Source organism: Actinosynnema sp. CA-299493 (genome assembly GCF_050946825.1).
Classification (GTDB): domain Bacteria; phylum Actinomycetota; class Actinomycetes; order Mycobacteriales; family Pseudonocardiaceae; genus Actinosynnema.
Map to the genome: position 1 here is coordinate 3497689 of NZ_CP191993.1, position 21502 is coordinate 3519190.

Here is a 21502-nt window from a genome sequence, read left to right on the forward strand (position 1 = left end):
GAAGCCCCCGCGACGACGAGAACCACGCAGGAACCCCCGAAGGAAGGTCTCCATGAGTACCCAGCAAGCGGCACCAGGTCGGAGTGGCACAACCCTGGTCCTGGTCACGCTGTTCTTCGGCGTGTTCGTGATGGGCTGTGCGGAGATGCTCGTGGTCGGTGTGCTGGACCTGATCGCGGCCGACCTCAGCGTCTCCGTGTCCGCCGCCGGCGGGCTGGTGACCGCTTTCGCGCTGGGCATCGCCATCGGCGGCCCGGTCCTGACCATGCTGACGATGAAGATCGACAAGCGGACCGTGCTGATCGGCGCGCTCGCCGTGTTCATCGTGGCCAACCTGGTCCTGGTGCTGGCCGACGGGTACGTGTTGTTCCTCGCGGCGCGGTTCGTCGCCGGCGCGGTCGAGGGCCTGTTCATCGGTGTCGCGTTCGTGGCGGGCATGGCGATCGTCCCGCCGGAGCGCGTGGGCCGGGCGATCGCCCTGATCATCTCCGGTGTCACGGTGTCGGCCGCGCTGGGTGTGCCGCTGGGCACGCTGGCCAGCCAGGGGTTCGGCTGGCGCGGCTCGTTCACCGGGATCATCGTGCTCTGCGTGCTCGCGCTCATCGCGACGTTGGTGCTGGTGCCCTCGGTGGCGGGCTCCGGGTCCGGCGCCCCGGCCGACGCCGGCCAGGCCAAGTACGCCTTCGCGCCCCGGGTGCTCTTCATGCTGACCGTGAACGTCGTGGTGTTCACGTCGTTGTACACCGCCCTGACCTACATCGTGCCGTTCCTGCAGAACGTCACGGGCATCACCGGGGCACTGATCAGCGCGTTCCTGCTGGCCTACGGCGTGGCCACCGCGGTGGGTTCCTTCGGTGGCGGCCGGTTCGCCGACAAGAACGCCTCGGGCACGTTGATCGTCGGGACCGCCGGCACGGCCGTCGCCCTGCTGGTGCTCTACCTCGTCGGCTCGAACCCCATCCTCGTGGCGGTCGTGATGCTGTTCTGGGGCGTGCTCACCATGAGCATGGCCCCGTCGCTCCAGCTCCGCGTGGTGAGCCTGGCCGGACCCGGTGGCCGGGTGGCGTCCTCGCTGCCCGCGTCCGCGGTCAACATCGGCATCGCGGCGGGCTCGGCCGCCGGCGGGGTGGCGATCAGCGGGTTCGGCCCCTCGGCCCCGATCATCACCGCGTCGGCCATCGCGGCGGTGGGCATCCTGCTCGCCTGGGCCACCAGCTACCTCAAGCCGCCGGTGATCGAGAAGGCGACGGAGCCGGCGGCCTGATCCGGCCTCGCGGCCACTGTGGATCGAGCTCGCTCCCGGTGCGGAGGTGCCCCAGGTCGATGACCTGGGGCACCTCGCGCGGTACGGGTCCGCTGCGCGGCAGGAGGGCGGCGGTTGTCCACACAGGACAGATCCGGTCTGTGCGAAACGCCGGGGGCGTTCAGTCCCCGCTCGGCGTCAGCACCACGGGCAACGCCGCGTGGCCGTTGGAGATGAACGACCCCAACGGGCGCAGTTCCCCGGCCGGCACCGCGAGCCGCATCCGCGGGAACCTGGTGAACAGGGCGGGCAGGCCGACGGCGGCTTCCAGCCGGGCGAGCGGCGCGCCCAGGCAGTGGTGCGTGCCGTGGCCGAACGCGAGGTGGTCGCGGCGGGTGGCCCGGGTCGGGTCGAACTCGGTGGCGGTGTCGCCGTGCGCCTTCGGGTCGCGCCCGCCGGCGGCGAAGGCGATGACGATCGGGTCGCCCTTCGGGATGAACACGTCGCCGAGGTCGATGTCCTCCACCGCGTAGCGCAGCGGCAGGTTCGTGATCGGCGCCTCCAGGCGCAGCGACTCCTCGATCACGTCCTCCCACGGCACCGAGCCGCCGAGCGCGGCGGCGCGCTGCGCGGGGTGCGTGAGCAGCAGGGTGATGCTCTGGTCGAACAGGTTGACCGTCGTCTCGTGGCCGGCGGTGAACATCAGCATGATGGTGGCGACCAGCTCCTCCTCGCTCATCTGGCCGCCGTCCTCGTTCTGCGCCTGGATCAGGCCGGTGGTGACGTCGTCACCGGGCCGGGTGCGCTTGACCGCGACCAACTCGTGCAGCAGCCGGTCCACCTCCAGCGCGTTGGCCATGACCTGGTCCGGCGTGGCGGAGGTGTCCATGACCTCGTGCACCGCGGTCAGCAGCGGACCGCGGATCTCCTCCGGCACGCCGAGCAGCCCGGAGATCATCTGCACGGGGAGCGGGTAGGCGAACCGCTCGCGCAGGTCGACCACCTCTCCCGCGGGCACTTCTCCGAGGCCCGCCAACAGCTCCGCCGTGCTCGCCTCGATGCGCGGGCGCATCGCCTGCGTGCGACGGGCGGTGAACGCCTTGGCGACCAGCTTGCGCAGCCGGCCGTGCTCCGCGCCGTACGCGCTGATCATGTTGCGCTTGGCGACCCACATCGAGAGCGACCAGGTCCTGGCCAACTCGCTCTCGCCGTTCTCCCAGGCGGGCCAGTGCTGGTAGGTGTCGCGGGACACCCGCCGGTCGGTGAGCAGCTGCTTGATCAGCGCGTGGTCGGTGACCCACCACGCGATCACCTGGCCGGGCAGCTCCACCTGCACCGCGCGGCCCAAGGCGCGCAGGCGTTCGGACTCACCGTGGATGTCGCGCCCGGTCGTGTCGATGACCGGGTGGCTCGTTTGGCTCGTCATGCTGACTAGCTCCCGTCTCAGAGGATCCGGCCGGTACTTCGCCGAGCCGTCCGGCATGATGGGCCACCGGTCCCGTCACCGGAAGCCTAGCCACAACAAGGGATCCGGTCGAGGAAAGACGGCACGGGGGTACGGCTCCGCGCCGGTGGGCAAACGAGTGACAACGGCCGGCGCACGGGCTCCGACCTGTCGGTCGTCCGTTCCGTTGGGTTAGTCTTCTCGTTTGTGGGAAAGGGAGTTCAGGCGGGACACGAGGCGGTGCGGTCCGGAAGGTGAACCCGGACGTCCGACGGCGTCGTGCGGACAGGGATTTCCCGCCACCGAGGCGATCGCGACCGGCGTGGCGGGCGGAGCAGTCCTCACCGGGGGAGATCTCGTCATGGCAACTGCCGAAGCACCCAGGGCGCCGGGTTGGCTGCCGCTGCTGGGTCACACGATTCCACTGCTGTCACAGCGGACCAGGTTCACCTCGTCGCTGCACCGCTACGGCGACATCGTCGAGGTTCACATCGGTTCGCAGCCCGGGTACGTGCTGACCGACAAGGCGCTGGTGCACCAGGTGCTCGTCGCCGACGCGGGCAACTACGAGCGGGGTCGGGTCTTCGACAAGCTCCGGCCGTTCATGGGCAACGGGCTCGTCACGTCGACCGGCCGGCAGCACCGGCGGCAGCGGCGGTTGATGCAGCCGGCGTTCCACCGGCGCGAGCTCGCCGGGTACGTCACGAGCATGTCGGAGGCCGCCACGGAGATGGTGGACTCGTGGCGGGCCGGGGAGGCACGCCCCATCGACGACGACATGCAGGCCGTCGCGGGCACGGTGGTCGCCAAGGCCCTGTTCTCCGACAGCCTCGACACCCCGGCGCTGCGGGAGTTCCTGCGCTGCAACAGGATCCTCGTCGCCCACAGCACGGTGCGGGCGATGTCCCCGGCCGTGATCGGCGCGCTCCCCCTGCCGGTCAACCGCCGGTTCGACCGGGCGGTCGCGCACGTCCGGCGGGCGGTGCGCGAAGTCGTCACCGAACGCCGCGCCAACCCCGAAGAGCACTCCGACCTGCTGTCGATGCTGTTGGCGGCGCGTGACGAGGACACCGGCAAGGGCATGACCGACGAAGAGGTCCACGACGAGATGATCACGCTGTTCGTGGCCGGGGTCGAGACGGCGTCCCGCGCGCTGGCCTGGGCGTTCCACGAGATCGGTCGGCGGCCGGACATCGAGTCCCAGCTGCTGGCCGAGGTCGACGAGGTGCTGCGGGGCCAGCCGGCCGGGATCGAGGACGTCCCGCGCCTGACCTACACCCGTCGGGTGATCAACGAAGTGCTCCGGTTCTACGGGCCGTGGTTGCTGATGCGGCGGCCCATCACCGACGTGGAGCTCGGCGGCGTCAAGTTGGCCGCGGGCACCGAGCTCATCGTCAGCCCGCACGCGCTGCACCACGACCCCCGCAGCTTCCCCGACCCGGACCGCTTCGACCCGGACCGCTGGCTGCCCGAGCGCGCCGCCGAAGTGCCGCGCCACGCCTACATCCCGTTCGCCGCCGGCGTGCACCAGTGCATCGGCAGCGCGTTCGCGCTGACCGAGATCACCGTGGTGATCGCCACCGTGCTGGCCCGGGTGCGCCTGGCGCCGGTGCCCGGCAAACCGGTGCGGGAGTTGGTGACCAACGTGCCGGTGCCGAGCCAACTGCCGATGACGGTCGTGCCACGAACCCACGCCGAGGTGTGACGGCGACGGCGGGGTGGTGCTCTCCGGTAGGTGACGTCGAAGGGCACGGCGGCGTTTGGCGCTTCACCGGAACGGGGACCCGCGTACTCGCGGAATGAGTGCGGGGGAGGCGCGGTGGACGAGGAGGTTCGGCGGGCGCGTGACGAGGTGGTCAACGTGGTGGCGGCGCGTCCGGTCGGGACCGTGACCGGCCACCGGGTGTTGCCACGCGCGCACCTCCGGCGCGACCTGGGGCTGTCGGTGGCGGCCGGCGTGTCGGACCTGTCGGCCGCGGTGGCGGTGGTGGCGGTGGGACCGGACGCGTGGTTCACCACCGCGGCCGGTGTCGCGTTGGCGGCCACCGGCGTGAACGCGGTCGTCGAGGCCTTCCAGGAGTCGCGCCGGCGCCGGGGAGAAGTCGCGCGCATCCGCGAGCACGGCGCGGACGAGGTGGACACCCTGGTGCGGCTGCGAGCCGACGCCCCGTGGCCCCGGTGGGCCGTGGTGGTCCGGGTGCTGTGCGAACTGCTCCTGCTCACCGCGGTGGCGACGGTCCTGGTCTGGTCGGCGGGGACACCCGCCCGGGTGGTCGTGGTGACCGCCCTGGCCTGCCACCTCGTTGCCACCGTGCTGGGTTACCGGTACGCCCGCCGCCGCGAGCGGTGGAGGAGGGACTTCCTGCGCGAGGAGGACGTCGTCCTGCCTCCGCTGCCGGACCGCTGGCGCGGGCTCGTGCCACGCCGACCGGAGTAGCCCGCGCGGTCGCGAGACGGCCCGGTAGGCTCTCCGGTCCGGACGCAGCAGGGGGAGGACGGCCGTGACCGGCGACGACGTGCTGGAGGTCCTGGACGTGCTCCGGCGGGCAGGCGGCGACGTCTGGATCGGCGGCGGCTGGGGTGTCGACGCGTTGCTGGGCAGGCAGACCCGCCCGCACCGCGATCTGGACCTCATGCACCGCCGCGAGCAGGAGCAGGCGGTCGTCGCGGCCCTCGTCGAGGCGGGCTTCGCCGAAACGCTCGACTGGCGTCCCGTGCGCTTCGTCGTCGCGGACGCGAAGGGGCGTGAGATCGACCTGCACCCCCTCGACTTCGCCCCCGACGGGAGCGCCACGCAGTCCTCCCCGGAACCCGGGCGCCCGTTCACCTACCCGGCGGCCTGCTTCGTCACCGGCACGATCCAGCGCAGCGCCGTGCCCTGCCTGTCCGCCGAGCAGCAGGTCTACTTCCACCAGGGTTACGAGCCCACCGACCGGGACCGCCACGACATGGCACGGCTCCGCGAGGCGTTCGGGATCGCCACGCACTTCTGATCCCGGTCGGTGGGGACTCCCGGTGGGTCAGGAACCGCCGCAGGTGGGTGACGGCGGCGAGTTCCGGCTGGTCGAGGTGCCGACGAAGCCGAAGGTCGTGCTGGCACCGGCCGCGATGCCGCCGTTGTAGGACACGTTCTTCGCGGTCACGGACGCGCCCTGGGCGGTCAGCGCCACGTTCCACGACGAGCTGATGGCCTGCCCGTCGGTGAACGTCCAGGACACCTCCCACCCCCGGACGGCCTCCGCGCCGGCGCTGACCGTGACCTCGGCCTGGAAACCGCCCTGCCACTGGCCGGTGATCCGGTAGGTGGCGGTGCAGCCCGTCGGCTGAGGATCGGTGGTCGTGGTCGTAGTGGTGGTAGTCGTTGTGGTGGTTGTGGTGGTGGTCGGGTTGCCGAAGGCCGTGCTCATGGCGTTGTAGGCGGGCTTGGGCTGGAGGTTGCCGTCGAACGGCAGCGCCGCGCCCTCGCCGGGGAACACGCCGGGGATCCACGAGTGGTTGTCGCTCAACCCCCACGTCGTGATGCCGACGCACCTGGCCACGCCCAGGCAGGCGTTGACGACCTGGGTGTAGTCCCGAGCCTGCTGGGCGAGCTTGGCGCTGTCGGCCGGGGTCTTCATCCGGATGTCCAGCTCGGTGATCGCCACGTCGACACCCAGGTCGGCGAACCGCTGGAGGTTCTGCCGCAGGGTGGACGGCACCTGGCCGACGATCAGGTGCGCCTGGAAGCCGACGCCGTCGATGGGCACGCCCTGCTGCTTGAACGCCTTGACCATGTTGTAGACGCCGTCGCTCTTCGCGCCGATGCCGTCGGTGTTGTAGTCGTTGTAGTACAGCTTCGCTCCGGGGTCGGCGGCGCGGGCGGTGCGGAACGCCTCCGCGATGTAGCCGTCACCGAGCTTCTGCTGCCAGAACGACTGCCGCCGCGTGCCGTCCTCGGCGAACGCCTCGTTGACCACGTCCCAGGCGAACAGCTTGCCCTTGTAGTGGCCCATGACGGTGTTGACGTGGTTGACCATCGCCGAGCGGAGGTCGGTCGCCGAGAGGTTCTGCGCCCACGTCGGGGTCTGGCTGTGCCAGACCAACGTGTGGCCGCGCACCTTCTGGTTCGCCGCGACCGCCCCGGCGACCACCTGGTCGCCGCGGGCGAACGTGAAGCTGCCGCGATTGGGTTCGGTGGCGTCCCACTTCATCTCGTTGCCGGGCGTCACCACACCCGCCTCCCGTGCGCTCAACGCGCGGTAGGCCGAGTTGTTGAAGTCGCCCGCGGTCATGGCGTTGCCGAAGTACCGGCCCTTGGCCGCGGCGAGGTCGCGCAGGGGTGAGGCGGCCGACGCCGCCGGGGACAGGACGAGGGTCAGCGCGGCGGCGGACGCCAGTGCCACCGCCACCGCCCCGAGCCTCTTCGTCTTGCTGGTCACGGAACCTCCTGTTCGGAACGGTCCATCACGCGGTGTGGCACCGGGTGTTGTTGAGCGTGAACGCGGTGGCGGCGCCGCTGTTGCCGGTGTGGCCGGCCTGGAAGCCGATCGACACCGACCCGTTCGCCGGGATCTGCGCGTTGTACTCGGCGTTGCGCGCGGTCACCTGCCCGCTGGTGGGGGAGTAGGCGGCGCTCCAGCCGCCGGTGATGACCTGTCCACTCGGGAGGGTGAACTCCAACTGCCAGCCGTTCAGCGCGAAGCTGGTGTTGTTCGTGATGGTGAGGGTCTCGGTCAGGCCGTTGCTCCAGGCGTTGACGACCGCGGTGACCCGGCACGAGTCGGTCGGGCCCGGGATCGTGGTCGTGGTGACCGGCGTCGTGGTGGTCGTGCTCGTGGGTGTGGTGGTTGTGGTCGTTGTTGTGGTGGTGGTTGTGGTTGTCGTGGTGGTTGTGGTGGACGGGCGGTCCAGGCCGAGGAAGCCGATGGAGTACGCGAGCATCCCGTTCTGCGGGAGGGTGTGGCCGGTGCCCTGGATGCTGATGCCCTCGATGGCGTTGCCGTAGCGGGTGCGCGTCCAGCTCGACTGCGGGTAGTCGGTGGACGTCGGCGTCCGGCTCAGCCCGTGGAGGTTGGTCCACTGGTCCAGTTCCTCGCCGAAGTTCGGGTAGGCGAGCGTGGTGTCGGTGGAGCCGTGCCAGAACTGCATCCGCGGGTACGGCCCGGTGTAGCCGGGGTACATGGCCCGCGCCTGGTCGCCCCACTGCTGCGGGGACTTCAGGAGGTTCCCGCCCGAGCACTGGCTGTTCCACAGCGACCCGTTGGTCGTCGCGAAGCACCCCGCCGGGACGCCCGAGTACGCCGCGCCCGCGCTGAACACGTCCGGGTACTGGGCGGCCAGCACGTTGGTCATCATCGCGCCGGAGGAGAAGCCCGCCACGACGATCCGGGCCGGGTCGGCGTTGTAGCGCTGCCGCGCGTGGGACACCATCGCCATGATGCCCGTCGAGTCGCCGCCACCGTTGCGGCGCAACGCGTTCGCGGTGGACACGTCGAAGCAGCGGCCCTCACGGGTGGCCTCCGGGTAGACGATCACGTACCCGTAGCGGTCCGCAGCGGTGACGTAGTCGCGGCCGTTGCCGTTGTGCACGGCGCTCGCCGAACCGCCGCAGTAGTGCACCATCAGCAACAGGGCCGGCCGGGTGGCCAACCGATCGGGCGCGTAGACGTACATGTTCAGCCCGGTCGGGTTGGCGCCGAAGTCGGTCACCCGCGTCAACGACGCCGCGTTCGCCGGTTGCGCGACCACCGCGAGCGTGAGCGCGGCGATCAGCGGCAGCACGGCCGCCACCACGGCGGCGATCCTGGTCCTCACGATCGTCATCCCGGGTCAGCTCCCCGCGCAGGTCGGGTTGAGCCCGGTGCCGCTGCCGGTGCCCTGGAAGCCGAACTCCGTGGACTGCCCGGCCGCGATGGCGCCGTTGTAGTCGACGTTGCTCCAGTTCACCGTGCCGGTGTCGCCGCTGCGGTTGGCGCTCCAGGAGCCGGTGACGGTCGTGCCGGACGGCAGGGAGGTGGTGACCCTCCACCCGCGCAGGCCGATCGACCCGGCGGTGACCTTGACGGTGGCCACGAAACCGCCGGTCCAGGAGTTCAGCGACACGGACGCGGTGCAGCTGATCGGGAGGGGCCCGCTCGTCGTGGTCGTCGTGGTCGTCGTGGTCGTGGTGCTCGTCGTCGTGCTTGTCGTGGTGCTCGTCGTGGTGGTCGTGGACGTGTTGGTGACCGTGGTGCCACCCTCGTTGAGGGCGTTGAGGACGGAGGTGTAGGCGGCCTTCTTGTTCCCGCTGCTGTCGAACAGCAGGGGGTTCTGGCCGGTGCGCCAGGAGTCGCTGTCGCGGATGCCCCAGACGGTGATGCCGGTGCACCGGGTGACGGCGAGGCAGGCCCTGGTGACGGCGCCGTAGGCGGTGGCCTGGGTGGAGCCCGAGATGTCCAGCTCGGTGATCTGCACGTCGACGCCCAGGTCGGCGAAGCGCTGGAGGTTGGCCTGGTAGTCCGATGGCGCGGAGTTGCTCAGGTGGGACTGGATGCCCACGCAGTCGATGGGCACGCCGCGGGCCTTGAAGTCGCGCACCATGTTGTAGATGCCGGTGCTCTTGGCGTTGATGCCGTCGGTGTTGTAGTCGTTGTAGCAGAGCTTGGCGTTGGGGTCGGCGGCGCGGGCGGCACGGAAGGCGGCCTCGATCCAGTCGTTGCCGGTCCGCTGGAGGTTGGAGTCACGCCGGCCGCCGGAGTTGCCGTCGGCGAACGCCTCGTTGACGACGTCCCAGGAGTGGATCTTGCCCCGGTAGTGGGTGGCGACCTGGGTGACGTGGTTCATCATGGCGCTGCGCAGGTCGGAGCCGCTGAGGTTCTGCGCCCAGCCCGGCTGCTGCTGGTACCACAGCAGGGCGTGGCCGCGCACCCGCTTGCCGTTGTTGAGCGCCTGGTTGAGGATGCGGTCGCCGTTGGTGTAGTTGAACTGGCCGCGGTTGGGCTCGGTGGCGTCCCACTTCATCTCGTTCTCGGCCGTGACCATGCTGAACTCGCGGTTCAGGATGGTCGTGTAGGTCGAGTCGCCGAGCTTGCCCGCCGCCACGGCGGTGCCGTAGTACCGGCCCGTCTGCGCGGCGGCGGCTCCCAGCGTGGTGGCCGCGCTCGCCGAGGAAGCCATGATCAACGTCGCGCCGAGCGAGGCCGCCACGGCGGTCATCACGAGCGCGGCTCGGGGCGCTGACTTCGCTGTCAGGTTCATGCTCCACCCTTTCGGGAGGTCACCCGGGTGTGCCCGGGTGGTGGGCAGGACGATCGGACGACACCCGGCGAGGTCGGGCCGGAACGGGCGTTCGCGTGGCGCACCCCGCAGCGGTGGAACGGGGTGGAGCCCCGGTCGGGAAGGTGCCGAGCAGGAGTCTGACAGTCGAATGTTCACGCTCACAAGAGAGCGTTGTGGAATTACCCGGGATATTGCGCTGTTTGGCGTAGTGAAATCAGGGAGCGCTCCCAATTGCCTCCTGAGATGCGTTCTGGGCGTTTAGTTGCATTCGAGGCAGAGTTGATGTTGCTGAAGTTAGCGCTAACATCTTTAGCAAACGCGGTCGAGCTGTCCGCAGGATCGGGTGGTCCGGGCACGCCGAACGGCCGACACCGGCGCGCGTCGGACCACGCGCGCCGGTGCCGGCCGCCACCCCTCGTGCGGGGATCAGAAGTTCTTCTTCGCCACCACCCAGGGAGCCTTCGCGGCCAACCCGGACGGGCTGAGGACGTAGGCGCGCGCGGTCTCGTTGCCGTTGAGCACCATGTCGAGGAACTGCACCACCGTCGTCATGCCGTCGGTCAGCTGGCTGCCGGTGATGAACCCGGTGTGCCCGGCCTGCGGGTGCCGGGCCAGCACGGCGGGGACGCCCGCCAGGTCGTAGGTGGCCTGGTTGTTGGCGTAGGCGACGTCGGAGGAGCCGCCGTCCATGAACAGGGCCGGCGTGTGCAGCTTGCCGACTTCCGAGCGCGGGTAGCCGAAGGAGCCGTCGGCGAAGAACCCGCTGTTGAGCGAGACGACACCGGACACGCGGCGGTCCTGGCCGGCGACCATGGCCTCCAGGCCACCGCACGAGTGACCGGCCGTGGCCACCTTGGTCAGGTCGAGGCGCCGGTGCAGGACCGCTCCGGAGCGGTCCTGCTCCCGCTCGGCCCACGTGATGGCGTCCGTCAGCAGGGAGGGGATGGGCGACCCGCTGGGCACGCCGTTCGGCGAGCCGTCCACCGAGCCGGTGTCCACCACGACGAAGCCCTTCGACGCGACGAACGTCAGGATGCGCGTGACCTCGCTGTTGTTCGTGTGCGCGCACGCGCCGTTCCCGAACGCCAGCACGGGCAGCGGGCGCTCGACCGCCTGGGGGTTCGACGGGCGGAACACGGTGAAGCGGTTGTCGCCGTAGGCGCCTTCCCGGGTGACGGAGAAGTTGTTCTCGATCATGGGGCGGGTCGGCTGGGGCGTCGTCGTCGTAGTGGTGGTCGTGGTGGTCGTGGTGGTGGTGCTCGTTGTCGTGGTGGTGCTGGTCGTCGTGGTCGAGCCGGTGCACGCGGTGCCGTTGAGGGTGAACACCGCCGGGGACGTCGGGCGGGAGCCGGACGTGGCGTTGAAGCCGAACGACACCGTCGCGCCGGTGGCGAGGCCGCCGTTCCACGCCGCGTTCGCGGCGGTGACCTGTGCGCCCGACTGGGTGTGCGTCCCGTTCCAGGACTGCGTGATCCGCTCGTCACCGGGGAACGTCCACGACAGCCGCCACCCGTTCACGGGATCGCCGAGGTTCGTCACGGCCACGGTGGCGTTGAACCCGCCCGGCCACTGGGAGGCGACCGAGTAGTCGACCCGGCAACCGGCGGCGGCCGACGCGGCCTGCGTGCCGATCAGGGCGCCGCTCGTCGCGACGAGCGCCACGGCGGCCACCAGCGCGGCTGACCGCGTCGCGCGGGAATCGTTCCTGGGCATGGCATTGCTCCTTCCACTGCGGCGGCGGCTCGGCGGTGCGCGAGGGGGTGCGGGAGGGCCCGTGACGAGCCCTCCCGCACCGGTTCAGCCGACGCGGCAGGAGAGGCTGGGCCAGCTCCAGTTGCCGCCGTGCTGGATGGTGAAGCCGAAGGAGTTGCCGCTGCCGTTGGGACGCGCGGTCATGACGTTGGCGCTCTCCCAGGTGGCGGTGGTGTTCCAGGTCGCGATGATCCGCTGGGGCGAGGTGACGGTGACCGTGACGATCCAGTTGCTGCTGCCGGAGACCGTGACCTGACCGTTGAAGCGGTCACTCCACTTCTGGCCTTCGGAGTAGGTCGCGGTGCAGCCGCCCGGGTTCTGCGACGTGGTCGTGGTCGTGGTGGTGGGCCCGGTCGGGTCCGTGGTCGTCGTCGTGGTCGGCCCCGTGGGGTCCGCGGCGTTGAGGGCGTTCAGCGTGGAGGTGTAGGCGGCCTTCTTGTTGCCGGAGCCGTCGAAGAGCAGGGGGGTGCCGGAGGCGCGCCAGGAGTCGGTGTCGCGGATGCCCCAGACGGTGATGCCGGTGCAGCGGGTGACGGCGAGGCAGGCTTGGACGACGCCTTGGTATTGCTGGGCTTGGGTGGTGCCGGAGCCTTCGATGTCGAGTTCGGTGATCTGGACGTCGACGCCGAGGGCGGCGAAGTTCTGCAGGGTGGTGTGGTAGTTGGAGGGGACGGGGTTGCCGCTGTTGAAGTGGGCTTGGAAGCCGACGCAGTCGATGGGGACGCCGCGGGACTTGAAGTCCTGGACCATGCGGTAGACGCCCTGGGTCTTGGCGTGGGACCAGTTGTCGGTGTTGTAGTCGTTGTAGCAGAGTTTGGCGGCGGGGTCGGCGGCGCGGGCGGCGCGGAAGGCGGCTTCGATCCAGTCGTTGCCGGTGCGTTGGAGGTTGGAGTCGCGTCGTCCGCCGCCGGAGCCGTCGGCGTAGGCCTCGTTGACGACGTCCCAGGCGTAGATCTTGCCGCGGTAGTAGGTGGCGACCTGGGTGACGTGGTTGAGCATGGCGTTGCGCAGGGAGGTGCCGGACATGTTCTGCATCCAGCCGGGTTGCTGGGAGTGCCAGGCGAGGGCGTGGCCGCGGACGCGTTTGCCCTGGCCGCGGGCCTGGTTGACGATGCGGTCGGCGTTGCCGTAGCTGAACTGGTTCTGGTTGGGTTCGGTGGCGTCCATCTTCATCTCGTTCTCGGCCGTGACCATGTCGAACTCACGGTTGAGGATCCCGACGTAGGTGGAGTCACCGAGCTTGTTGGCCGCGACGGCGGTACCGAAGTACCGACCGCTCTGCTGGGCGGCGGCGGCGAGGGTCGAGGCGGCGCCGCTCGCGGGCGAGGCCACCAGGAGGGTGGCGCCCGCAGCGGCGGCTACCAGGGTCGACACGAGCGCTACCCGTGCGACTGACTTCGCTGTCAGCGTCATGTTCGGGGCTTTCTGGGGAGCACCCGCGACACGCGGGTGGAGGGCGGATCGGATTCGGGCGGCGGTTGGTGGTCCGCTCGGTGCGTGGCCGGGGAGCACGCGTAGCCGCACACCGTTCGGATCGAAACGTTAAGCAGTATTAACCGAAACTGTTTGGCCGATCAAGGCTTGTCTGAGCTCGGCCTCACGGGCAGGTTTACATCCATGAACGCCGACGAACCGGTTAAGCGTGATCTTCGAGCGCTGCCGAAATCCCAGGTGAACCGCCGTTTGCGCCGGGTGTTCCCGGTTGGGGCCGCACGGTGTCGAACAGGGCGTTGACGGGGTGTTATTTCGCAAATATTCGAAACTATATTCGCAAATTTCGATGCTTCGGACGGTTCGGGTGAGCCGAGGCGGTAGTCGCCGACGCTGTCGGCGGGGTCTCGGCCGACGCAGTAGCCGTACGAAAATTTCTCTCTGTAGTGAGAACGTTGACCAAAACACTCCTGGTGGTTCACCATGCAAGCCGAAGGCGCTCTTCTGGGAGCGCTCCCGGTCCGCAACACTGTCGTTCTGGATCGAGAACGTTTCGGCCAGGGTGGCGGCATGGTCCAAGGAGGATCTGTCCGTGCGCACTCATCATCGACTTCGTCGCGAGGTGGCGTTGGCGGCGGCCCTGGCACTCGCCGCGGCCACCCTGACGCCGTCCGCCGCGCTGGCGGCTCCCGACGCCGGTCCCGCGGTCAAGGTCAACCAGGTGGCCTACGTGCCCGGCCTGCCGAAGCAGGCCACGGTGGTCAACGGCTCGGGCTCGCCCGCGGCATGGGCGCTGCGCGACGCTTCCGGGGCGACCGTGGCCTCGGGCCAGACCAGCGTGCGCGGCGCGGACCCGTTGTCGGGCGACAGCGTGCACATCGTCGACTTCTCGTCGTTCGACACGCCGGGCACGGGTTACGTGCTGTCGGTGGCGGGGGCGAGCAGCAACCCGTTCGACATCTCGGCCGACCCGCTCAAGCGCCTGCGGTACGACTCCCTGGCGTTCTTCTACCACCAGCGCAGCGGCACGCCGATCCAGGCCGAGCACGTCGGCGCGCGGTACGCACGGCCCGCCGGGCACCTCGACGTCGCGCCGAACAGGGGCGACAGCGGGGTGCCGTGCCGGGTGTCGTGCGGCTACACGTCCGACGTTCGGGGTGGCTGGTACGACGCCGGCGACCACGGCAAGTACGGCGTGGACACCGGGATCGCCGCCTGGCAGCTGATCAACGAGTACGAGCGCACCCTGCACGTGACCGGCGCCGACCGGGCGGCGCTGGGCGACGGGAAGCTCGCCATCCCCGAGCGCGGCAACGGCGTGCCCGACATCCTCGACGAGGCGCGGTGGGGCGTCGAGTTCCTGATGAAGATGCAGGTGCCGCCGGGGCGGACCGACGCGGGCATGGTGCGGCACAAGGTCAGCGACGAGAACTGGACCGCCCTGCCGATGCGCCCGGACCAGGACCCCCAGCCACGCCTGCTGTCGGCCGTCACGACCGCCGCCACGCTCAACCTCGCCGCCGTGGCCGCGCAGGCCGCACGGGTGTGGCGCGGCATCGACGCGGAGTTCGCCGCCCGCGCCCTGACCGCCGCCCAGCGCGCCTACACCGCGGCCAAGGCCAACCCGACGCGCTACGCCGATCCGAACGACGGCAACGGTGGCGGCACGTACGTCGACAACACCGTTACCGACGAGTTCTTCTGGGCCGCCGCCGAGCTGTTCACCACCACCGGCGGCGGTGACTACCGGGCCGACGTGACCGGGTCGTCCCTCTTCCGGGGCAGGGGGTTCGACCAGGGCGGGTTCGACTGGTGGTGGACCTCGGGCCTGGGCGACACGACGTTGGCGCTGGTGCCCAACGGCCTGTCGGCCTCGGACGTGTCGGCCACCCGCGCGGCGTTCGCCTCCTACGGCGACCGGTTGCTCGACCAGGCGTCGGCCCAGGGCTACCCGGCGCCGGCGAGCGGCTACTACTGGGGTTCCAACGGCGTGGTCGCCAACGCGGCGAACGTGCTGGCGCTGGCGCACGACTTCACCGGCCAGGCCAAGTACCGGGCGGGCGTGTACCAGACGCTGGACTACCTGTTCGGGCGCAACCCGTTCAACCACTCCTACGTGACCGGCTACGGCGAGCGCGCCACCCGCAACTCCCACCACCGGTTCTGGGCCAACCAGCTGGACCAGTCGCTGCCGATCCCGCCGGCCGGGTTGCTGGCGGGCGGTCCCAACACCGACCTCCAGGACCCGGTGGCGCAGCAGCAGCTGGCGGGCTGCAAGCCCCAGAAGTGCTACCTGGACGACATCAACGCCTGGTCGGTCAACGAGGTGGCGTTGAACTGGAACGCCGCGCTGGCGTGGCTGTCGGCGTGGGCGGCGGAGAAGGCGGGGCCCGGCTCGCCCGCGGACACGACCGCGCCCAGCACGCCGTCCGGCCTGACCGCCTCGGCCTCGGGCGGCTCGGTGTCGCTGTCGTGGGGCGCGTCGACCGACGACGTCGGCGTGACCGGCTACGACGTCCTGCGCGCCACCGGCACGTCCGGCACGTTCACGCGGGTCGCCACGGCGCCGGGCACGTCCCACACCGACAGCGGCCTGGCCGGGGGCTCCTACCGGTACCAGGTGCGGGCGCGGGACGCGGCGGGCAACACGTCCGCCGCGTCGTCGGCGGTCCCGGTCACCGTGCCGGGCGGCGGCGCCGGCTGCACGGTCGCGGCCACGACCCAGAGCCAGTGGGGCACCGGCTACGTCGTGCAACCGGTGCGGGTGACCAACACCGGGACGTCCGCGATCACGTGGGCGGTGACGTTCACCCTGCCGTCCGGCGACTCGGTCATCGGGTCGTGGAACGCGGCGGTGACGACCAGCGGCCAGACCGTGACCGCGCGGGCCCCCCGCTCGCTGGCGCCCGGGGCGACGGCCGAGTTCGGGTTCCAGGCGGCACGCCCCAACGGCGGCGCCGCGCTGCCCTCGGGGTACACCTGCACGGGCTGACCGGCGTCACGGCGGCGGCGCGGTGCTGCCCCGGACGACGAGCTTCGTCGGCAACTCGACGCGGTCGTTGTCCGGCTCACCGCCCGCCGCCAGGGTCAGCAGCATCCCGGCGGCCTCCGCGCCCATCCGCCGCAAGGGCTGCCGCACGGTGGTCAGCGGCGGATCGGACCACTGGGTGAACGCCAGGTCGTCGAAGCCGACCACGCTCAGGTCGTGCGGCACGCGCAGGCCCGCCTCGCGCGCGGCGTCGTACACGCCCAGGGCTTGCAGGTCGTTGGCGGCGAAGACGGCGGTGGGCGGGGTGGGCAGCCGCAGCAACTCGCGCGCCGCGTCACGGCCACCGTCGTGGTAGAGGGGCGCGGTCCGCACGAGCTTGCGGTCCTGCGGCACCCCGGCCGCGTCGAGGGCCGCGCGGTAGCCGTCCAGTCGGGCGCGGCAGCACAGGAACTCCGACGGGCCGTTGACCATGGCGATGCGGCGGTGGCCCAGCCCGATCAGGTGACGGGTGGCGACCAGGCCGCCGTTCCAGTTCGTCGCGCCCACCGACGGGATCGAGTGGGTCGGCTCGCCGGTGGGGTCCAGCGCGACCAGCGGGATGGCGCGGCTGCCCAGTTGGGCCAGTTGCGCCTCGCTGAACTCGGCGGAGACCGCGATGACGCCGACCGGCCGGCGGGCCAGCATCTGCCGCGCCCACGCGCTCTCCGGGGTGTGGCCGCCCTGCATCTCGGTCAGCGTCACCGCCAGGCCGTCCGGGCGGACCGCCTCCTCGACCCCGCGGATGATCTCCAGCGCCCACAGGCTGTCCAAGGACTGGAAGACCACCTCGACGATCGGGACCGCCTCGGTCTTCTCGTTCTTCTGGAAGCCGTGCTCGCGGATCAACTCCTCGATGCGCCTGCGCGTCCCGTCGGACACCCCGGGTCGCCCGTGGATCACCTTCGACACGGTCGAGGCGGACACCCCGGCCAGGTCCGCGATCCGGGAAACCCGCACCTCACCGCCCGCGCGCCCATCCACAGCCACGAACGGCAGCCTACGCGAAGCGGCCCCGGCGACCGGTCATCACCGCCCGCCGCGCCCACAGCCGACCACTTAGGACGGTTCACGCGCCGACCGGGCGTGGGCGATGATGGGGACGTGAAGTGGACCACGGCGGTGCGGCATGTCGAGGAGTTGGCGGTCAAGTGCGAGGAGGTGGCGGGCCTGCCGAAGTCGTTCAGCCCGTTGCGGGTGGTGCAGCTGTGGGCCGCGGGTGAGGTCCTCGGTGAGCCGCGCGACGTCGAACGGGTGACCGTCGCCGTGGTGGTCGACCTCCCGGTCGAGGACGTGCCGTGGTTGGGCGAGCCGCACGGCGCCGAGCACTGGGCCAACGCGACGAGGGTGTCGCGCAACCCCATCAGGGCGTTGTGGCGCTCCGCGCACGCGCCGGTCTGGAACCACCACGTCGAGCGGCCGGCCCTGGTCTGGGACGCGGCGGACGGGCCGGCGCGGGAGTCGCTCGCGGCCCTGGCGGAAGGACGCGGCGAGGACGTGAGGCTGCCCGCTCCCGGCGAGGACGAGTTCCGCGCACGGCTGCGCGCCGAGCTGGGGGTGAGCTTGCGGGCGCTGCGCCGCCACACCCGCGCGTACGAGGAGAAGCGGTGGGCGCCGGGCAAGCTCACCGCGGTCTCGGACGCGCTGTGGCGCGTCAGCGACGGCTACCTCGACCTGCTGGACGCCGTGGACGACGACAGCCGCGCGGTTCCACCCCGATGAGCCGATCGGCCTGCGAAGAACGACCGGCGCGCGTCTCGCGGTGCGCGTCGGTCGACCCCGCCGGTCCTGACACGCACCCGGCCACGCCCAGGGGAGAATTCCGCGCATGTCCCTGGCAAACCCGACGCGGCGACGGCTCGTCACGCCCGTCCGCGTCTACATCGCGGGAGATTCGACCGCGTCCACCTACGTGTCCTCACTGGCTCCCCAGGCCGGATGGGGCCAGGCGTTGCCGCTGTTCCTGACCTCGGACGCGGTGGTGGTGAACGTGGCCAAGGCGGGCGCCTCCTCCAAGAGCTTCGTCGACCTCGGCCGGCTCGACCACGTCCTGGCCCGGATCGAGCCGGGCGACCACCTGCTCATCTCGTTCGGGCACAACGACGAGAAGATCGAGGACCCGGCCCGCCGCACCGAGCCGTCCACGACCTACAAGTCGTACCTCTCCCACTACGTCGACGAGAGCCGCGCCAAGGGGGCCGTCCCGGTTCTCGTCACGTCCGTGGAACGCCGCCGCTTCACCGGCGCGGGGGTGATCTCCCCGACGCACGGCGCTTATCCGGCGGCGATGCGCGAGCTCGCGGTCGCCGAGCGCGTGCCGCTGGTCGACCTGACCGCGTCCAGCACGGCGCTGTGGAACCGCGCCAGCGTCGAGGGCACGAAGGAGCACTTCCTGCACCTGGCGGCCGGGCAGCACCCCGGCCACCCCGACGGCGTCCAGGACGACACGCACTTCCAGGCGTCCGGCGCGATCGAGGTCGCCCGCCTCGTCGCCTCCTCGCTGCGCGACCAGGGCGTCCTGCCGGCCACCGCCTTCCGCCAGTTGACCGCCCCCGTCCCCGCCGGCGCGATCGTCTGGCCGACGACCCCGCCGTACTGAGGACCGCCCGCGGCTGAGCGGCCCGACCGCCGCGACCCGCCGGAGCCTGTCGATGCGCACCCTCTCGAATGCGTTCGACGGTCGTTCCCATACGAGATGCGACCGTTGACGGTAGTTCGAGATCAACGCAACTATTTCGCCGGAAAAGTCCTCTCGACCTGGCGGCCAGGCCGCCGCGTCGACTCCAGGCGAAAGGCACGCACATGACATCGTCGTCATGCGGTGCGGTCATGCGTTCGGCACTGGTGCTCGTGACCGGCGCGGTCGCGGCGCTCGCGCCGACCGCGCCGTCCGCCCAGGCCGCGGCCGTCGACACCACGGCCACGTACGTGGTGGTGGCTCGGCACAGTGGCAAGGCGATGCAGGTGGGGTCGACGGCGGAGGGTGCGCGGGTTTCCCGGTACGACGTGAACTCGGGCGCGGACCAGCAGTGGCAGCTCGTCCGGCTCGGCGCCGTCCCTGGCGACCTCGTGCCGGCCGGCTGCACCGGCGCCGGCCCGGTCACCTGCCACTACGACGTCGCCCCCGGGCACTACGACGTGACGGTGCGGTTGGGCAGCTCTTCGCGCGCGGCCAACACCGGCGTCACCGCCGAGGCCCGCCGCCGGGTGCTCGCCGCCGTCGACACCGGCGTGGGCCAGTTCGCCGACCGGGTGCTCACCGTCAACGTGCGCAACCCCGAAGGGCAGCCGACGGGCCAGGGCGGCACGGGCACGCCGGGGTTGACGCTGGTCTTCGACGGGCGCTCGCCCGCGGTCGTGGCGGTCACCGTCAAGCAGGTCAGGCCGGCGGCACTGTTCCTGGTCGGCGACTCGACGGTGTGCGATCAGCCGACCGCCCCCTACACCGGCTGGGGCCAGCAGCTGCCCGCCCGCCTGCGTGAGGGCCTGTCGGTGGCGAACTACGCGGACTCGGGCGAGAGTTCCGGTTCGGTGCTGTCCAACGCCGCGTTGTTCCCGGCGGTGCGGTCGCAGACGCGTGCGGGTGACACGGTGATGATCCAGGTGGGTCACAACGACAAGCGGACCTCGGCTGCCGCCTTCCGCGACAACCTCACCCGCATGGTGCGCGACGTGCGCGCCGCGGGTGGTGCGCCGGTGCTGGTGACGCCACCGGTCCGCCGGTTGTTCGACTCGGCCGGCCGCCTCACCGGCACCGCCTGGCACGTCAACGAGGTCGGCGCGAACCTGCCCGAGGAGATGAAGGCCGTCGCACGGGCGCAGGGCACACCGCTGGTCGACCTGACCGCGCTGTCCGCCGCCCTGGTCCGGCAGCTCGGCGTCCCGGCGTCCGAGCAGCTCTTCCTGACCCGGGAGAAGGGCGACAACACCCACTTCTCCGACTACGGCGCGACCGCCATGGCGAACCTGCTGCTGGACGAGGCGGTCCGGCTGGGCGTCATCCGGTCGACCCAGGTCCGTTGACGTCGTGACCTTTGCCGAGAACGACATGGAGGATCGATGAGGACTTCTTCGCGGAACAGGTTCACGGCGGTCGCGGCGGCTGTCTTCGCCGCGATGGCGGCGGTGGTGGCGCCGGCGCAGGCCGCACCGGCGCCCGCGCCGTGCGTCGCGCCGCAGGCCGCCGGCGCGGGCGCCGCCGTCGCGCCGTTCAAGGTGTGGTTGGCGGGTGACTCGACGATGGCCAACGGCGGCAGCGCGTGCCCGGTGGGCTGGGGACGGGAGTTCGACCGGCTGTTCAACGACGACGTCACCGTGGTCAACAACGCGGTGGGTGGTCGGAGCATCCAGACCTGGCTCTACGAGTCGAACGTGAAGAGCACCAAGGATTCGGCGGGGGAGTGCGTGGTGAGCCCCCGCACCTACGCCTCGCGCTGGGCGGACATGCTGTCGACCAACGGGATGCAGGCCGGTGACTGGCTGATCGTCCAGTTCGGCATCAACGACGGGGACCCCAACTGCCCGCGTCACGTCGGCACCGCGCGCTACCGCGAGTTGTTGGGCACGATGGGCCGTGAGGCGAAGGCGCGTGGTGTGAAGCCGATCTACGTGACGCCGGTGTCGGCGATCCGGTGTTCCGGTTCGACGGCCGTGGCCACCCGCGGCTTCGTGAACGAGACGGTGGCCCAGGCGCAGGCCGACCAGGTGCCGGTGATCGACCTGCACCAGCGCAGCATCGCGCTGTACAACTCGCTGCGCCTGTGCCCCAACAACGGCGACTACGGTCAGGGCGCGGTCGGCGCGTTCTTCTGCAACGACCACACCCACTTCGAAGCCGCCGGCGCCGCCCGCATCGCGGAGACCGTCGCCGCGGCACTGCGCGAACAGAGCATCGGTCTCGCCTCCTCCCTGCGCACGGCCTCGTCCGCCTACAGCCTGGTCGCGCAGCACAGCGGCAAGGCGGCCGACGTCAGCGAGGCGTCCACCGCGGCCGGCGCCAAGCTCGTCCAGTGGGCGCCCAACGGCCGGCCCAACCAGCAGTTCGAGTTCGTCGACACCGGTGACGGCCACGTCCGCGTCAAGGCCGGGCACAGCGGCCTGGTCCTCCAGGTCTCCGGCAACGCCAACGGGGCCGACATCACCCAGCAGCCCGACACCGGCGCCACCAGCCAGCAGTGGCGCGTCGTCGACCACGGCGGCGACGTGATCAGCCTGGTCAACCGGCAGTCCGGCCTGGCCCTGGACGTGTGGGAGAAGTCGACCGCCGACGGCGCGCGGATCTCCCAGTACACCTACAGCGGCAGCCCCAACCAGCGCTTCGCCCGCCTGCGCGGCTGAACCCCGAGCGGTCGGGGACGCCTCGCGCGTTCCC

The 21502-nt window shown here is 71.0% G+C and carries 16 protein-coding genes; 9 read left to right on the forward strand and 7 right to left on the reverse strand.

Annotation, left to right across the window (positions count from 1 at the left end):
- Nucleotides 1-52 precede the first annotated feature (52 nt).
- Nucleotides 53-1264, forward strand: coding sequence for an MFS transporter (locus tag ACQPYE_RS16010; protein ID WP_498722068.1), 1212 nt, complete (start codon nt 53-55; stop codon nt 1262-1264).
- A gap of 160 nt (nt 1265-1424) precedes the next feature.
- Here ACQPYE_RS16010 and ACQPYE_RS16015 read toward each other — a convergent pair whose 3' ends face one another.
- Nucleotides 1425-2669 (reverse strand): cytochrome P450 family protein, encoded by a 1245-nt coding sequence (locus ACQPYE_RS16015; RefSeq protein WP_498722069.1) that lies wholly within the window; start codon nt 2667-2669, stop codon nt 1425-1427.
- A gap of 379 nt (nt 2670-3048) precedes the next feature.
- Between ACQPYE_RS16015 and ACQPYE_RS16020 the strand changes: the two genes are divergently transcribed.
- The 3 genes from ACQPYE_RS16020 to ACQPYE_RS16030 all read left to right on the forward strand — a co-directional run bounded on the left by ACQPYE_RS16020 (nt 3049) and on the right by ACQPYE_RS16030 (nt 5680).
- Nucleotides 3049-4392: a cytochrome P450 gene (locus ACQPYE_RS16020; protein WP_498722070.1), complete on the forward strand. Its 1344-nt coding sequence runs from the start codon at nt 3049-3051 to the stop codon at nt 4390-4392.
- 114 nt (nt 4393-4506) lie between these two features.
- Entirely contained in the window at nt 4507-5124 is a 618-nt protein-coding gene (locus ACQPYE_RS16025; RefSeq protein WP_498722071.1) for a hypothetical protein, read from the forward strand.
- Between the two features lie 64 nt (nt 5125-5188).
- The gene (locus tag ACQPYE_RS16030) at nt 5189-5680 is read left to right on the forward strand and encodes a nucleotidyltransferase domain-containing protein (RefSeq protein ID WP_498722072.1); all 492 of its coding nucleotides are present in this window, start codon (nt 5189-5191) and stop codon (nt 5678-5680) included.
- 27 nt (nt 5681-5707) lie between these two features.
- On the opposite strand, the gene ACQPYE_RS16035 is transcribed toward ACQPYE_RS16030, so the two are convergent.
- From ACQPYE_RS16035 to ACQPYE_RS16055, 5 genes are all read right to left on the reverse strand, one after another.
- Entirely contained in the window at nt 5708-7105 is a 1398-nt protein-coding gene (locus ACQPYE_RS16035; RefSeq protein ID WP_498722073.1) for a glycoside hydrolase family 10 protein, read from the reverse strand.
- 25 nt (nt 7106-7130) lie between these two features.
- On the reverse strand, nt 7131-8489 hold the full coding sequence (locus ACQPYE_RS16040; RefSeq protein ID WP_498722074.1) for an extracellular catalytic domain type 1 short-chain-length polyhydroxyalkanoate depolymerase: 1359 nt from the start codon (nt 8487-8489) through the stop codon (nt 7131-7133).
- A 6-nt stretch (nt 8490-8495) separates the two neighbouring features.
- A complete protein-coding gene (locus ACQPYE_RS16045; protein ID WP_498722075.1) occupies nt 8496-9902 on the reverse strand; it encodes a glycoside hydrolase family 10 protein in 1407 nt (468 codons plus the stop codon).
- A 447-nt stretch (nt 9903-10349) separates the two neighbouring features.
- Nucleotides 10350-11636: a cellulose binding domain-containing protein gene (locus ACQPYE_RS16050; RefSeq protein ID WP_498722077.1), complete on the reverse strand. Its 1287-nt coding sequence runs from the start codon at nt 11634-11636 to the stop codon at nt 10350-10352.
- Between the two features lie 84 nt (nt 11637-11720).
- Entirely contained in the window at nt 11721-13088 is a 1368-nt protein-coding gene (locus ACQPYE_RS16055; RefSeq protein ID WP_498722078.1) for a glycoside hydrolase family 10 protein, read from the reverse strand.
- A gap of 610 nt (nt 13089-13698) precedes the next feature.
- Here ACQPYE_RS16055 and ACQPYE_RS16060 point away from each other — a divergent pair.
- Entirely contained in the window at nt 13699-16098 is a 2400-nt protein-coding gene (locus ACQPYE_RS16060) for a glycoside hydrolase family 9 protein (protein ID WP_498722080.1), read from the forward strand.
- Between the two features lie 6 nt (nt 16099-16104).
- Here the strand turns inward: ACQPYE_RS16060 and ACQPYE_RS16065 are convergent, their stop codons facing one another.
- Nucleotides 16105-17121 (reverse strand): LacI family DNA-binding transcriptional regulator, encoded by a 1017-nt coding sequence (locus ACQPYE_RS16065; RefSeq protein ID WP_236594954.1) that lies wholly within the window; start codon nt 17119-17121, stop codon nt 16105-16107.
- A gap of 114 nt (nt 17122-17235) precedes the next feature.
- On the opposite strand from ACQPYE_RS16065, the gene ACQPYE_RS16070 reads away from it, so the two are divergent.
- The 4 genes from ACQPYE_RS16070 to ACQPYE_RS16085 all read left to right on the forward strand — a co-directional run bounded on the left by ACQPYE_RS16070 (nt 17236) and on the right by ACQPYE_RS16085 (nt 21468).
- Complete coding sequence (locus ACQPYE_RS16070; protein ID WP_498722082.1) at nt 17236-17853, forward strand: DUF7711 family protein; 618 nt, start codon at nt 17236-17238, stop codon at nt 17851-17853.
- A gap of 106 nt (nt 17854-17959) precedes the next feature.
- Complete coding sequence (locus ACQPYE_RS16075) at nt 17960-18730, forward strand: rhamnogalacturonan acetylesterase (RefSeq protein ID WP_498722083.1); 771 nt, start codon at nt 17960-17962, stop codon at nt 18728-18730.
- 230 nt (nt 18731-18960) lie between these two features.
- The gene (locus tag ACQPYE_RS16080) at nt 18961-20154 is read left to right on the forward strand and encodes a rhamnogalacturonan acetylesterase (protein ID WP_498722084.1); all 1194 of its coding nucleotides are present in this window, start codon (nt 18961-18963) and stop codon (nt 20152-20154) included.
- Nucleotides 20155-20190: 36 nt separating this feature from the next.
- The gene (locus ACQPYE_RS16085; RefSeq protein WP_498722085.1) at nt 20191-21468 is read left to right on the forward strand and encodes an RICIN domain-containing protein; all 1278 of its coding nucleotides are present in this window, start codon (nt 20191-20193) and stop codon (nt 21466-21468) included.
- Nucleotides 21469-21502: the final 34 nt, after the last annotated feature.